The organism is Pseudomonas sp. C27(2019), from assembly GCF_008807395.1.
Classification (GTDB): Bacteria; Pseudomonadota; Gammaproteobacteria; order Pseudomonadales; family Pseudomonadaceae; genus Denitrificimonas.
Map to the genome: position 1 here is coordinate 2,830,021 of NZ_CP043320.1, position 14,265 is coordinate 2,844,285.

12 protein-coding genes and 1 tRNA gene are annotated in these 14,265 nt (G+C 49.5%); 7 read left to right on the forward strand and 6 right to left on the reverse strand.

Annotated elements, in window-relative coordinates; translation table 11 throughout:
• The first annotated feature begins 39 nt into the window (after positions 1-39).
• The 5 genes from FXF61_RS13000 (at position 40) to FXF61_RS13020 (ending at position 6,219) form a co-directional block, all read left to right on the forward strand.
• Entirely contained in the window at positions 40-2,277 is a 2,238-nt protein-coding gene (locus FXF61_RS13000; protein WP_151185654.1) for an AsmA family protein, read from the forward strand.
• Positions 2,274-3,338 carry an A/G-specific adenine glycosylase gene (mutY, locus tag FXF61_RS13005; RefSeq protein ID WP_151185655.1) on the forward strand — a complete coding sequence of 355 codons (1,065 nt, stop codon included), beginning with the start codon at positions 2,274-2,276 and terminating at the stop codon, positions 3,336-3,338. Before FXF61_RS13000 ends, mutY begins: the two co-directional genes overlap by 4 nt.
• Position 3,339: 1 nt before the next feature.
• Positions 3,340-3,612, forward strand: coding sequence for an oxidative damage protection protein (locus FXF61_RS13010; RefSeq protein ID WP_151185656.1), 273 nt, complete (start codon positions 3,340-3,342; stop codon positions 3,610-3,612).
• Between the two features lie 64 nt (positions 3,613-3,676).
• A tRNA-Phe gene (locus FXF61_RS13015) sits at positions 3,677-3,752 on the forward strand.
• 172 nt (positions 3,753-3,924) lie between these two features.
• Positions 3,925-6,219, forward strand: a complete 2,295-nt coding sequence (locus FXF61_RS13020; RefSeq protein WP_151185657.1) for a bifunctional diguanylate cyclase/phosphodiesterase — start codon at positions 3,925-3,927, stop codon at positions 6,217-6,219.
• Between the two features lie 31 nt (positions 6,220-6,250).
• Here FXF61_RS13020 and FXF61_RS13025 read toward each other — a convergent pair whose 3' ends face one another.
• Positions 6,251-7,183, reverse strand: coding sequence for a lysine exporter LysO family protein (locus FXF61_RS13025; RefSeq protein WP_151185658.1), 933 nt, complete (start codon positions 7,181-7,183; stop codon positions 6,251-6,253).
• 222 nt (positions 7,184-7,405) lie between these two features.
• On the opposite strand from FXF61_RS13025, the gene FXF61_RS13030 reads away from it, so the two are divergent.
• Positions 7,406-8,620, forward strand: coding sequence for an MFS transporter (locus FXF61_RS13030; protein ID WP_151185659.1), 1,215 nt, complete (start codon positions 7,406-7,408; stop codon positions 8,618-8,620).
• A gap of 10 nt (positions 8,621-8,630) precedes the next feature.
• A complete protein-coding gene (locus FXF61_RS15160) occupies positions 8,631-8,756 on the forward strand; it encodes a hypothetical protein (RefSeq protein ID WP_256663431.1) in 126 nt (41 codons plus the stop codon).
• A gap of 117 nt (positions 8,757-8,873) precedes the next feature.
• On the opposite strand, the gene FXF61_RS13035 is transcribed toward FXF61_RS15160, so the two are convergent.
• From FXF61_RS13035 to FXF61_RS13055, 5 genes are all read right to left on the reverse strand, one after another.
• A complete protein-coding gene (locus tag FXF61_RS13035; RefSeq protein WP_151186109.1) occupies positions 8,874-9,593 on the reverse strand; it encodes a 16S rRNA (uracil(1498)-N(3))-methyltransferase in 720 nt (239 codons plus the stop codon).
• A 62-nt stretch (positions 9,594-9,655) separates the two neighbouring features.
• Positions 9,656-11,008: an adenosylmethionine--8-amino-7-oxononanoate transaminase gene (locus FXF61_RS13040; RefSeq protein ID WP_151185660.1), complete on the reverse strand. Its 1,353-nt coding sequence runs from the start codon at positions 11,006-11,008 to the stop codon at positions 9,656-9,658.
• 81 nt (positions 11,009-11,089) lie between these two features.
• Positions 11,090-11,983 carry a D-hexose-6-phosphate mutarotase gene (locus tag FXF61_RS13045; protein WP_306108661.1) on the reverse strand — a complete coding sequence of 298 codons (894 nt, stop codon included), beginning with the start codon at positions 11,981-11,983 and terminating at the stop codon, positions 11,090-11,092.
• Positions 11,984-12,007: 24 nt separating this feature from the next.
• On the reverse strand, positions 12,008-13,387 hold the full coding sequence (locus FXF61_RS13050) for a TRAP transporter large permease subunit (RefSeq protein WP_151185661.1): 1,380 nt from the start codon (positions 13,385-13,387) through the stop codon (positions 12,008-12,010).
• The gene (locus FXF61_RS13055; RefSeq protein WP_151185662.1) at positions 13,380-13,922 is read right to left on the reverse strand and encodes a TRAP transporter small permease subunit; all 543 of its coding nucleotides are present in this window, start codon (positions 13,920-13,922) and stop codon (positions 13,380-13,382) included. The genes FXF61_RS13050 and FXF61_RS13055 overlap by 8 nt, the downstream gene beginning before the upstream one ends.
• Between the last annotated feature and the right edge of the window lie 343 nt (positions 13,923-14,265).

Here is a 14,265-nt window from a genome sequence, read left to right on the forward strand (position 1 = left end):
GCACACTTAACTCTTTAATCACCCATAAGGAAACAGCCCGTGAAATCTTTTAGCAAGCTTATCGGTCTGCTACTTCTAGGCCTGCTACTGCTGCTGGTAGCCGCCGGATTTGCTCTGACCCATTTTTTTGATCCAAATGATTATAAAGATGAAATTCGTGATCTCGCACGCGAGCATGTCAACATTGAACTTGAACTCAAGGGTGATATTGGCTGGAGCTTATTTCCTTGGTTGGGTATAGAAATAACCGACGCCAAGGTCGCCAGTACTAACACGCCGGATGAGCCCTTTGCTGATTTACGCTTGCTCGGCTTATCTGTACAGGTGCTGCCGCTGCTGCGCAAAGAAATCCAGATGAGCGACATCCGCATTGATGGTTTAAGCCTTAACTTGCACCGCAACGCTGCTGGTCAGAGTAACTGGGAGCATATCGGCCAAGCATCAGGTGCAGGGGATGATACGACTGCTGAGCCAAGAACACAGCAGCCCGATGCCGAAGAGACCATCGGCACTACGCAGCCTGCTCGCGCAAGTACGCCGCTCAAACTTGATATCAACAGCCTGATTGTTAACGGTGCACGCATTGATTATCACGATGAGCAAAGCGGCCAACAATTTAACTTAGAAAGCGTACAACTGACCACCGGCGCCATTCGCGATGCCGAGCCTATTGCACTGAAATTCTCTGGCTTTTTAGGCAATACCAAGCCGCTGCTACGTGCGCGTATTGAACTCACCACTAAAGCCAGCATTGATCAGGCATTGCAGCGCTTTCTACTGGATGATCTAAAACTATCTGGGGAAGTAGCCGGTGAGCCTTTAAATGGCAAAACGGCGAATTTCACCGTACGCGGCAATTTGTTGTATGACCAAAGTGCCCAGATCGCACGTTGGGACAACCTGAGACTATCGGTTAACCAGCTCAAGGCACTGGGCGAACTGAACGTATCCGAGTTGGATAAACAAGCTCAACTCAGCGGTGCTGTGTCAATTGCACCGGTTAACTTGCAAGAGTTTCTCAGCGGGGTTGGCATTGAGTTGCCAGCCATGGCTGATAAAAAAGCCTTAAGCCATTTTGAATTCAATAGCCGCCTACAAGGGACACCAAACAGCCTAATGTTTAACGAGATGGCAATCAGTCTCGACCAAACCGCTTTAACCGGTAGTGCCGGCATTAAAGACTTTGCTAAAGCCGCGCTCTACGCACAACTGCAAGGCGACCAACTGGATGCTGACCGCTACTTGCCACCGGCGCAGGCAAAAGCGCAAACAGAGCGACAAGCTGAAGTTAAACAGCAAACTGAACAAGCCGGTAGCAGTGGCACAACGGCGCTACCTGACGCCCCTTCAAAGTCGGCATGGAGCACAGAAAAACTCTTGCCTGTGGAGCAACTGAGGACAGTTAATGCCGACATCGACTTGGCATTTAATGAGTTGACTATCAGCAAATTTCCTATCACCCAAGCCAAATTTAAACTGTTGGCTAAACAAGGGGTGATCACCTTAAATAACCTACAAGGCTCACTGTTTAATGGTGAGTTTAAGACCAGCGCCAGCCTCGATATGACAGCAGAGCAGCCGGCTCTAACCCTCAAGCAAAGTACGAGCAACATCCCAGTTGAAAAGATTTTGCAGACGCTGGAGCAAGAGGTCACCATCACCGGCCTACTTGACCTTAATGCGGATTTGCGTACCCGCGGCAATAGCCAACAGGACTGGGTTGACCAGCTGAATGGCTCGTTAAACTTTGCACTGTTCAAAGGCGTACTACCTGGGGCCAACTTAGAGCGCCAGCTGTGTATTGGTATCGCCACCTTAAATCGCAAGCGCCTCGCTGCTGATACGGGTAGCAAAGATACGCCGTTTAATGACTTACGCGGCACCCTAAATATCCGCAATGGCGTTGCTAACAATCAAGATTTGCGCGTCGCCATTCCAGGTCTAAGTGTTAAAGGCAACGGTGATATCAATTTACGCGTGCTCAGCCTTGATTATCGCTTAGGCATTATTATTGAGGGTGACACCCAACCCATGCCGGACCCCGCGTGCCAAGTGAGTAAAAACTTTGTTGGTTTAGAATGGCCAGTGCGCTGCCGCGGCCCACTGGAGCTTGGTGCCAAAGCCTGTCGTATTGATCAAGATGCTTTAGCTAAAGCAGCGGCCAGTCGCGCAGGTGAAAAAATCTCGGAAAAACTCAATGAAAAGCTTGAGCAAAAGCTGGGTGATAAAGTCAGTCCCGAACTTAAAGATGCAATAAAAGGTTTGTTTAACCGATGAGCCCAGACGCCTTTGGGCCCGCGCTCGTTGCTTGGCATCAACAGCATGGTCGTAAAGACCTGCCTTGGCAGCACAATATCTCGCCCTACCGCGTGTGGATTTCCGAGATTATGCTGCAACAAACCCAAGTCAGCACAGTCATGCACTACTTTGAACGCTTTATGCAAGCGTTACCCAGCGTGCAAGCGCTAGCCGCTGCGCCGCTGGATGAAGTGCTGCATTTATGGACAGGTTTGGGCTACTACAGCCGAGCGCGTAATTTACACAAAACTGCGCAACAGGTCTGTGCTGATTACCGTGGAGAATTTCCGCACAGCGCTGAGATCCTTGCCACTTTACCCGGTATCGGCCCATCTACAGCAGGCGCCATTGCCAGCCTCAGTATGGGGCTGCGCGCTCCAATTTTAGACGGTAACGTTAAGCGAGTACTGGCACGCTACAGTGCTGAAACCAGCTATCCTGGAGCGAGCCAAGCAACGAAGCGCCTCTGGCAGCTGTCCGAACTGCTCACACCCCAGCATGATGTCGCGCAGTACACCCAAGCCATAATGGATTTAGGTGCTACGTTGTGTACGCGCAAGCAACCGGACTGCCAACGTTGCCCTGTCATCAGCGGCTGCTTGGCCTATCAAAGAAACCAGCAACATATTTTACCAGCGCCACGCCCACGCAAAGAGCTGCCTGTCAGGCGCGTAGCGATGCCCATACTGACAAACCAAGACAACGCCATCCTCTTACAGCAGCGCCCTTCTGAAGGGCTCTGGGGTGGCCTATGGAGCTTGCCTGAGCTCTCAGACATCAATGCAGTTGCAGCACTGCTGCAACACTACCAACTGGCCCCACAGCAACAGCAGCGCCTCGCACCCCTGCGCCATACCTTTAGCCATTTCCATTTAGACATTGAACCTTGGTTGATTCGCGTGCAAAGCAACACAACACTCTGCGTAGCCGAAAACAATTGGCTCTGGTATAACCCTCTCAACCCACCGCGCCTAGGTTTAGCAGCTCCAATTAAGGGGCTGATCAAGCGCGCACTTATTCAGATGCAACAGGAGATTTAATATGACTCGTATGGTTATGTGCCGTAAACACCAACAAGAACTCCCAGGGTTAGCCAACCCTCCTTTTCCAGGCAGTAAAGGCCAAGACATCTACGATAATATTTCCCAACAAGCGTGGGATGAATGGCAAACCCATCAGACCATGATCATTAACGAGCGTCAGTTGAATATGATGAACGCCGATGATCGTAAATTTATCATGGAGGAAATGGACAAATTCTTTGCTGGTGAAGACTTTGCAAGGGCCGAAGGTTATGTCCCTCCTAGCCAATAAAAAACTATTTTCATAGAGGTACTTGACAGCAGGGCGATAAACCCCTTTAATAGCGCCCCGTTGAGCCCGGATAGCTCAGTCGGTAGAGCAGAGGATTGAAAATCCTCGTGTCGGCGGTTCGATTCCGTCTCCGGGCACCATATTTAAAAATGCTCATTCAATCGAATGAGCATTTTTTTTTGCCAAAATTTTGATCAATTAGCAGCAAAAAAATATCATTTTGATTAAAAATGTGTTTGATTAATATCACCTTAGTTAAACCTTAAACAGTGTATGCCGTGACTTATTTCTCACTTTGAGTTTGACGCACAGATGAAACCAGAGCGCGCTTTATTAAAGTATTTTTTAGTCTATGCAATGCTTGTAATAAGCTGGTTGCTAGCCAGCTTCGCCTGGAATTTCACATCTGAGCAGACGCAAATCAGTGCGCAAAACCTCCTCATCAATCTTGCAGTCTTTGCTGTGGCATCAATGATTTACTGGTTTGTCATGCTGCAACGTCATAGCCTAGAAAAAAAGCGCCAACAATCTGATGCCACGATCAGTTTAGAGCGCCTCAAACTTGCTCTAGACGCCGCGCAAGAAGCATTGTGGGACTGGAGTCTTAATGAGCAGCAAGAGGTGTTCTTTTCAGCAACCTATTGCGCCAACCTAGGCTACACACAAGAAGAATTCGGTAACAACCAGCACGCGTGGCAGAGCCGTCTATTACCTGAAGAGCGCGAACGCATTTACCGCATGGTAATGCGTTTTATTGCCGAAGGTGATGGCAACTATGACAGCACCTATCGCATGCGTCATAAAGACAACTCAGTGCGCTGGATTCGCTCACGCGGTCGTTTAATCAAAAACGCAGCAGGCGTACCGGTACGCTTTATTGGTATTGCTCAAGACATAACTGCGCAGCGCGGTGCAGAGGAACGTTTGCAGCAAGCCAATGCTGTTTTTGAGTCGACACATGAAGGTATCCTGATCACCGACCATACCAACACCATCGTTCACATCAACCCCGCTTTCAGCAAGATTACCGGGTACAGTGCTGAGGATGTAATTGGGCAAACACCACGTATATTTAAGTCAGGCCGGCATACAGAAGAGTTTTATAAGTCGCTGTGGACAACCCTAGAAGCTAACAATGAATGGAGCGGGGAAATTTGGAATCGGCGCAAAAACGGCGAAATTTTGCCTCAGTACCAAACCATTCGATTGATTCGTGATGAAAATGGCTTTATTTCTCATAACGTAGCGATTTTTTCAGATATTTCGCTTCTTAAAGGTTCGCAGTCTGAGCTGAACTACCTCTCCCATTACGACCCATTAACCGGCTTAGCCAACCGCTCGCAGCTGTATCAGCGCTTAAAAAGCATTTTACAGAGCGCCATCGAAGAGCAAAAAAACTGTACGCTTTTCCTAATCGACCTCGATCACTTTAAAAATATTAATGAAAGTCTAGGCCACAGCATAGGTGACCAGCTACTCCAAGCGGTGGCGCAGCGCATTAGAAGAAACATTCACAGCAAGTGCACGCTCGCGCGCATTGGTGGTGATGAGTTTGTTGTCATCAGTGAAACATGTAGCACACCGTCAGAGGCGGCGCTGGTAGCACAACAGATTATCAAGGCCAGCAAAGAGGCTTTTAACCTAAATAATAACCAGCTCTTTATCAGTGCCAGTATTGGTATTTGCATGTTTCCAAGAGCAGGTAACAGCGTCGAAGAAGTCATGCGCAATGCTGACTCAGCACTGAGTAAGGCCAAGGCCAGCGGCCGTGAAACCTTTGCTTTTTACTCAAGCGAGCTGACTGAGCAAGCGTTTCAACGGATTCGCATTGCCAGTGAGCTACGCCAGGCTTTAAGCAACAATGAATTGCAAGTCCATTATCAGCCTGTATTTACTATCGATGAGCATAAAGTGGTGGGCTGTGAAGCGCTTGTGCGTTGGAACCATCCTCAGCGCGGCTTAATAGCGCCCAATGATTTTATCCCAATTGCTGAAGAAAATGGTCTGATCAGATCCATTGATGAATGGGTGCTAGAGCACGTTTGCGCGCAAATGCATACATGGCAAGCCTCAGGTCTACAGCTGCAATTTGCCGCAGTTAACCTTTCCAGTCGCTCACTATCTGATGAAAAACTTCCGCAAAAAATAGCAAAGATACTAGAAAGAACACATATTGGTGCGCAGCATATTGAGCTTGAAGTAACAGAAAGCGCAGTAATGGAAAACCCTCAAAGCACTGATGAAATACTTAAAGAGCTGCGTCAGCTGGGCGTGAGCTTGTCCATTGATGACTTTGGTACCGGTTACTCATCCCTTTCACGCTTAAAATCATTACCGGTACACAAGCTCAAAATTGACCAGAGCTTTATCAGTAACTTACCGGCCAGCACTGAAGATGTCGCGATTGCTCGCGCCATTATCGCACTGGGCAACAGCATCGGCCTCGCAGTACAAGCGGAGGGTATTGAGACCGCTGAGCAAATGCGTTTCTTACAGCAACAAGGCTGCCCATTAGGGCAAGGCTATTGGTTTGGCCGTCCAATGCCACTAGAAGCCTTTAGCGCGTTCTTAGCGGAAAACGCTACCGCTAAAGTTGAGCGCGAGTAGATTTTAAGCATAGCTCAGCCAGCGCATCATGCTAGATCTCAGCAAAACTTAGAAAAAACAGCATAAAGAATGGCGCTGCCACTGTAAGAATCAGGCCACTGATAATTGCGGTTGGCACATACTCGTAGTTACAGGCTTTGCGCACAAAGGGCAGCGTGGTATCCATGGCGGTTGCACCACACACCCCAATACTGCTATTGGCATAGTTGCGGCCCAATAAAAACACCACGCTTAGACCAATCAATTCACGCATCAAGTCATTTAATAACGCCACACTGGCGTAGGCATCGCCCAGATATTGCCCTGCCAAAGCACCCGACAAACTAAACCAGCCAAAGCCCGTACTCAGCGCCAGCGCAACAGCCAATTGTTCACCTGTGGCAAGACTGATCAAGACACCAGCAATCATCGAACCAATCATCACTAAAAATGGGATCAGCAGCACGCGCGGTGCTAACCACGAGCGACTGATTGCTACCTGTGCTAAATCCAAGCCAATTAGCAGCAGTAAAACATACAGCCAATAAGAAATATTAAAAACGACTACGCCCAGTTGATTTTCATGCCAGTGTAAGCGGTAAAAAAACGCCCCAATTAACACCAAACTAAATGCAATTAAGCATTCTTTAATTGGATGCCACAGTGCAGCCCAAGAGCTGGGCTCTTTATCTTCAGCCAACGGCTTGCGGTTAAACGGCATAATCAGTAAGAACACCACAACACTGATGGTGAAAGCATAGACAGAAGCGTGCTTCAGAATATTCAACCCCGCTGCCAACGAACTAAAAGCCTCACCGGACTCCAGACCAATGACAAACAAGATAATCCACACCACCGGTGTGATACGCCTGACCGCGCTATGCACGATAACTTTTGGTAACACTTTGCCTAAAGCATAGCCGCTGACTAAAAACAGTAAAATCGGTAGCACTGACGATAAAATATTGTACAAAACAGCAGTCACAGACGGCCTCTTACGATCAGAGTGAATAGATAAAATTTAATGGCGCCTAGTCTAGAGCATTGATCCTTTGAAAGGGTGCAACAGATTCAGTTATTTCTTGCCCTGCCGTGCTTGGCGCTGCACAACACCCTTGGCAACTCATTTGCCTGACAGATTATTCTTTATCGATGCGTAACAACTCGTTTATGCTGAATCACTTGAAAAACTACAGGCCAGATTAGAATGAGCCGCACTGCGCGCAATGCCCTGTTATTACTGATTGGCAGTTCGCTTGTATTAGCGCTGTCGTTAGGTATTCGCCATGCGTTCGGTTTATTTTTACAGCCAATGAGCAACGAATTTGGCTGGGGCCGTGAAATTTTCGCCTTCGCTATCGCTCTGCAAAATCTAATTTGGGGCATGCTGCAACCCTTTGTAGGCGCCTTTGCTGACCGCTACGGGGTTAAGCGCACAGTATGTATCAGCGCCCTTGCCTATGCCTTAGGCCTCGTATTAATGGCGTCAGCGAGCACACCTTCTGCGTTAATCCTCAGCGCTGGCGTACTGATCGGTTTTGGCCTATCGGGCACCTCATTTTCTGTGCTGCTCTCCGCGGTGGGTCGCTCTGTACCAGCAGAAAAACGCAGTATGGCCATGGGTATTGCCAGCGCTGCCGGATCATTTGGGCAATTTGTCATGTTGCCAGGCACCTTGGGCTTGCTGGAAGTGTTTGGCTGGTCCACTGCACTGCTGGTCTGTGCCGGACTGATTGCGCTGTTGCTGCCTTTATCACGCCTACTCAAGGAAGATCTGCACAGCAGCGCTGAGGTTACAGATAAGCTGCCGATTAAAACAATTTTGCAACAAGTTGCGGGCCATCCTGACTTTTGGCTGCTGTCTTTAGGTTTTTTTGTCTGTGGCTTTCAAGTGGTATTTATTGGCATCCACATCCCCGCCTACTTAATTGATCAGCAACTGTCTGCACAGGCAGGCACCACGGTTTTAGCCTTAGTCGGTTTATTTAACATTTTCGGCACTTGGGGCGCGGGTTGGCTCGGTGGACGTTATTCAAAGCCACATTTACTGGCCTTACTCTACTTTTTACGCGCCATTGCCATTGCCTTATTCTTTTATCTGCCGCTCAGTGAATTTTCGGCTTATGCGTTTGCTGTAGCGATGGGGCTGCTCTGGTTATCCACAGTGCCGCTGACCAATGGCACCATTGCGACTATGTATGGCGTGCGGCATTTGTCGATGCTGGCCGGTATTGTATTTTTATTCCATCAAGTGGGTTCATTCTTAGGCGGCTGGCTCGGTGGTTTAGCCTATGATCAAACCGGCAGTTACGCGCTGGTCTGGCAGCTGTCGATTGTTTTAAGCGTGATGGCGGCACTACTGAATCTGCCCATCCGTGAGCGTTTAGTCAGCTTCGCCAACCCAGTAAAAAGCATCGAGTAGGAATGGCGCTATGAGTAAAAAACATCTGTATATCGCTGCTGCAATTATCCTACTGGCTGTAATACTGATTGCGGCCTGGTGGGGCTGGTCTAAGGGCGGCTTAGCAGTTTTACAACTCGGTATCGGCGTTTGCTGAGCTGATGCTGCTAAGCCTGTTAGCAGCCACTCTAGAGCGCTGTGCTTGATATGCAGCGAGTTACTCACAGGCATAGCCAACATCAGTGCTGCGTACCGACGCCAAGACCGTACAGGCTTAAAAATCACCCCACACGTGTTGCGCTACACTTAAGGCCACTATCGGCGCCGTTTCGGTGCGCAAAACCCGTGGACCTAAGCGCGCTGGCTGGAAATCATGTTGCTCAGCTTGGTTTACTTCGTTTTCGGTTAAACCGCCCTCGGGTCCAATTAGAAACGCTAAGGTGCTGGGCGCTTTGTGCTCAGTCAAAGGTTGCGCGACCGGGTGTAATACTAATTTCAAATCAGCTTGCACGCTGGCTTGCCACTCTTTTAAAGACTGCGGCGGATGAATCACTGGTACTCGAGTGCGACCACATTGCTCACAAGCACTGATAGCGATTTGCTGCCAATGCTCAAGGCGTTTTTGCGCGCGCTCATCGTTTAAACGCACTTCACAGCGTTCGGTAAATAGCGGAGTAATCTCAGCCACGCCCAATTCAGTGGCTTTTTGAATCGCCCAATCCATGCGCTCGCCACGTGACAAGCCTTGGCCTAAATGAATACGCAGCGAGGACTCTGGCAACCCATCAAGACGTTCGTGCAATTGCACCTGCACAGCTTTTTTACTCACGCTCGTCAGCTCTCCACGGTACTCATAACCGCTACCGTCAAATAACTGCAGCGCAGCACCGACGCCCATGCGCAACACACGGCTGAGATAGTGCGCCTGCGCTTCAGGCAAATCATGCACACCCAACGCCAAAGGCGCAGCAACAAAAAAACGCGGTAGCGACATCATTAAACTCCAGCAATAAAAACCACGCTATGGTGCGTGGTTTTTTACAGAGCGTCTAGCCGTTAATCACGGGTGGCCAGATCAATGCCATCGGTCGCCACTTGCGCCAGCCATTTGATTTGCTCCGGGGTAATCACATAGGGCGGAATAAAGTACACCACATTACCTAACGGCCGCAGCAATGCACCTTGCGCCATAGCGTGCTGATAGACCCTTAAGCCGCGGCGTTCTTGCCAAGCAAAGGGTTCTTTAGTGGCTTTGTCTTTAACCATTTCAATCGCCAGTACCATACCGGTTTGGCGCACTTCGCCGACATGCGCATGGGCTTTAAGGTGTTCAGTGGCGTCGCTCATGTGCTGAGCTAAGACCTGGTTTTTTTCAATCACATTGTCTTGTTCGAAGATATCCAAGGTCGCCAAAGCTGCAGCGCAGGCTAAAGGATTGCCGGTATACGTATGCGAATGTAAAAACGCGCGCATGCTGTCGTATTCAGCATAAAACGCTTGATACACCTGATTGCTGGTCATAATCGCCGCCATCGGCAAATAACCCCCGGTAAGGGCTTTGGATAAAATCATAAAGTCAGGGCTGATACCGGCTTGCTCGCAAGCAAACATCGTCCCGGTACGACCAAAACCCATAGCGATTTCATCAACAATCAAATGCACGCCATACTGATCACAGGCTTCCCGCAATAAGGTTAAATAAATCGGATGGTACATGCGCATTCCACCAGCGCCTTGCACTAAGGGCTCAAGAATCACCGCTGATAATTCACTGTGATGCTCTTCCAAGGTTTGGCGCATGTGCTCAAACATCAAACGTGAATGCGCCTCCCAACTCACCCCTTCGGGACGGTGGTAGCAATCAGGACTGGGTACTTTAATACAGTCCATTAACAAGGCTTTATAGGTCTCAGTAAACAGCGCCACATCGCCCACCGCTAAAGTAGCCAAGGTTTCCCCGTGATAACCATTGCTGATAGTGGCAAAGCGCTTTTTATTTGGCTGATCGTGATTGAGCCAATAGTGATGGCTCATCTTCAGCGCCACTTCTATGCCTGACGAGCCATTGTCCGCATAAAATACGCGATCTAAACCTTGCGGCGTCATCTGCACTAGACGCTCAGACAGTTCAATCACGGGGCCATGGCTGAAACCGGCGAGCATCACATGCTCAAGCTGATCGAGCTGCTGCTTGATCCGATCATTGATACGCGGATTGCAATGGCCAAAAATATTGGTCCACCACGAACTCACCGCATCTAAATAACGACGACCATCAAAATCTTCCAGCCAAATACCCTCGGCGCGACGAATGGGTACGATGGGCAGTGTTTCGTGGTCTTTCATTTGTGTGCAGGGATGCCATAACACCTCTAAATCACGCTGCATCCAATGATCATTTGAACTCAATTGCTTGCTCCCATTTACCGATAACTTAGCCTAAAAGATACGCTTAGGCTGACAGAAAAAACCTACACCTGCTGTACTTAATTAGGCTAAAGCAGTGCAACTGAGCTCAAGCTGCAATCGATGCCGCTCACCGGGGGCGAGCAATAGGTGGTCAGTCAAGACATTAGCATTTTCAATACAGAGCATTTGTTGCCAAGCAGCACGAGCAAAACCGCTAAGCGTTTGTGCTTTGGCAGTCCAAGGATTCCAGACAATTGCTGAATGCGAGCCGTGGCAGTGCAAATCAATACGACGCTGCCAGCCACTGTCAACAATTTGCACATGCTCGGGCACTTGCAGATAAACACGATCGGTTTCGCCAGTAAACGTCAGCGCGCCAGCTTGCTCACGCAATTGCCATTGCTCGAGGGTTTCATAATAGGGACAGCCTTCAAGGCCATGCACGGCAACGTGGTGAATATCGCTCACCGCAAAATAACTGTGCAGCGCCTGACTGATAGCCAGTGGTTGCGCGCCCAGATTGTGATTATCCAAGCGAATGCTTAAGCGTTCAGCCAATTCGATATGCAGCTGCAAAGTGGCGGCATGTGGCCAGCCACTTAAGCCCTGACTGGCATCCAACTGCAAACTCAGCTGTACACCAGTGCTGCCGGCACTGCTGTGGATAAGCTGCCAATCTAAAGTGCGCGCTAAACCATGAAAGGGCGCATCAGCAGTGGTGGTTTTTTGTACGGCCTCAGGGTTACGCGCAATATCGCCAAACCACGGCCAACACACTGGCACGCCGCCACGCACACTTTGCCCTTGCACATACTCGGCACAGTCACTGAGCCAAATCAGCGGAGGCTGTTCAATATCGGGGAAATAACTGAGTATTTGCGCGCCTTGCCGGCAGATATCCAGCTGCGCTCGGCCAAAGCATAAACGCCAGCCAGCTAAGCCAGAGAAGTCCATCGGAGTAAGCGAATACTGCACCTTTAGTTCTCCTGCCTGATCAAACTAACGACCGCCGTACAGCTGATCTGGTAACCAAGTAATAATTTCTGGCCATAGATAAGCAATCACCAACATGCTCAGCTGAATAGCAATAAAAGGTAAAACGCCGCGGTAGATGGTGCGAGTCGGCACCGATGCAGGGGTCACACTGCGTAAGTAAAACAGCGAAAAGCCAAACGGTGGGGTTAAAAATGAGGTTTGCAGATTCAAAGCAATCATCACCCCCAGCCAAACTGGATCCAATCCCATCGACAGCAGCACGGGACCAACAATCGGCACCACGACAAAGATGATTTCAATAAAGTCGAGAATAAAGCCCAGTAAGAAAATCACCAGCATGACTAAGAAGAATGCACCCAATACGCCGCCGGGTAGCTGAGCAAAAACATTCTCAATCATCATATCGCCGCCAAAGCCGCGAAATACCAGTGAAAACAGCGAAGCACCAATCAGAATCAAAAACACCATAGCGCTGATTTCAGCAGTGCCAAAGGCGACTTCGCGCAAACGGCTGATATTCAGTTGCCCTTTAAACAAGGCCAATAATAACGCACCAATCGCGCCCAAGGAGGCCGCCTCGGTCGGTGTCGCCACGCCCGCTAAAATAGAGCCCAGCACCGAGCCCATCAGCACCAATGGCGGTATCAGGGCTTTAAATAAACGCCCCCACTCAATCGGTCCTAACGCCTCTTGCGGCAAGGCGGGTAGTTTTTTTGGCTGGGTAATCGCCACAAAAATCAAATAGGCAATATACATCCCCACCAACAATATGCCGGGAAGCAGAGCCCCCATAAACAAGTCACCGACTGACACGGTTTTCGGAGTGAAAACACCCATGCGAATTTGTGCTTGCTGATAGGCACTGGATAACACATCACCGAGCAGCACTAAGATAATCGACGGTGGCACAATCTGCCCTAAGGTGCCGGTCGCAGCTAAGGTGCCGCTGGCCACTGCTGGGTCATAACCACGGCGCAGCATGGTCGGTAACGCCAGCAAACCTAGAGTCACCACAGTCGCACCAACCACACCAGTGCTGGCTGCCAGTAATGCACCGACGACACAGACCGAAATCGCCAAACCACCGCGCAAGGTACCAAAAAGGCGTGACATGGATTCCAGTAAGTCTTCGGCCGCCCGCGACTTTTCCAGCATCACCCCCATAAACACAAATAACGGCACCGCCAATAGCGTTTGGTTGTTCATAATGCCAAATAAGCGATTGGGTAGTGCTTGCAAAAAGCTCGGATCAAAACTTCCGCTAAGAACGCCAAGCATGGCAAACAATAAGGAAACGCCGCCAAGGACAAATGCCACTGGATAACCCAGCACTAAAGTCAGACAAATGCAGACAAATAAAGCAATCGCGAGAAATTCAGTCATGCTGCACATCCTCAACCGAGGTCGGTACGCGCAATTGCTGAATCAGCAGCACCAAGTCCGCACAGGCCTGCAGCAGCAAGCTCACCACTAGCAATAAAATGATACTTTTTTGCAGATACATAAAGCCTAAGCCACCGGCCTCACCTGAGGTTTCTTGCATCGCCCAAGAGTTAGCAACATAGCTCCAGCTGTTCCAGCCTAAAAACAAGCACACCGGCAAGAGCAATAACAAGTGACCTGAAGTATCAACTAAAGCTTTTTTGCGTGCGGAAAAGTTTTGATAAAAGATATCCACACGCACATGTGCTTGGCGCTGCAACGCCCACGCCGCAGTGCCCATAAAGGTCAACGCATGCGCATACATCACTGCTTCTTGTAGGGCAGTGGCACCAACACCAAAGGCATAACGCAGCACAACGACACAAGCCGTGCCCAGCACCAAAAACAATGTGAGCCAAGCGCAGGCTCGACCCAAGGCGGCATTGGCGGCCTGGATGCCTGCGGCAACACGCAACAGCCAAGAATAAAAGGACATGGAAATACTTCTAGAAATAATTTAGCCACGAATTGTAAAGCCTCTACAGGCTATTGGCCATGCGCATGTTATCCACTTAGCCCGTGCATGGTGCTGTGGATAAGCTGGGGAGCCTTGGCCCTGAGCCATATAGGGCGCGGCGTGTAGAAAAACGCTCAAGAAACATACAGAATTTTCAATCTGTGCACAAAGCCATGGGATGGAGCTGTGGATAACCTGTTGATCTATCCCTGCAAAGCACAGTGCATAAGCACTACAGCACATTGTCTGCTTTTTAATCAGTAGTCCAGACTGCGTAGGCAGGGCTCAGCACTGGGAGTGCAAGGCTGCTGCCTCTAAAGTC

Bases quoted from the DNA above. Each gene is read 5' to 3' on its own strand.
- mutY (WP_151185655.1), top strand. From the start codon at position 2,274: ATGAGCCCAGACGCCTTTGGGCCCGCGCTCGTTGCTTGGCATCAACAG.
- FXF61_RS13010 (WP_151185656.1), top strand. From the start codon at position 3,340: ATGACTCGTATGGTTATGTGCCGTAAACACCAACAAGAACTCCCAGGG.
- FXF61_RS13020 (WP_151185657.1), top strand. From the start codon at position 3,925: ATGAAACCAGAGCGCGCTTTATTAAAGTATTTTTTAGTCTATGCAATG.
- FXF61_RS13030 (WP_151185659.1), top strand. From the start codon at position 7,406: ATGAGCCGCACTGCGCGCAATGCCCTGTTATTACTGATTGGCAGTTCG.
- FXF61_RS15160 (WP_256663431.1), top strand. From the start codon at position 8,631: ATGAGTAAAAAACATCTGTATATCGCTGCTGCAATTATCCTACTGGCT.
- FXF61_RS13035 (WP_151186109.1), bottom strand. From the start codon at position 9,593: ATGTCGCTACCGCGTTTTTTTGTTGCTGCGCCTTTGGCGTTGGGTGTG.
- FXF61_RS13050 (WP_151185661.1), bottom strand. From the start codon at position 13,387: ATGACTGAATTTCTCGCGATTGCTTTATTTGTCTGCATTTGTCTGACT.
- FXF61_RS13055 (WP_151185662.1), bottom strand. From the start codon at position 13,922: ATGTCCTTTTATTCTTGGCTGTTGCGTGTTGCCGCAGGCATCCAGGCC.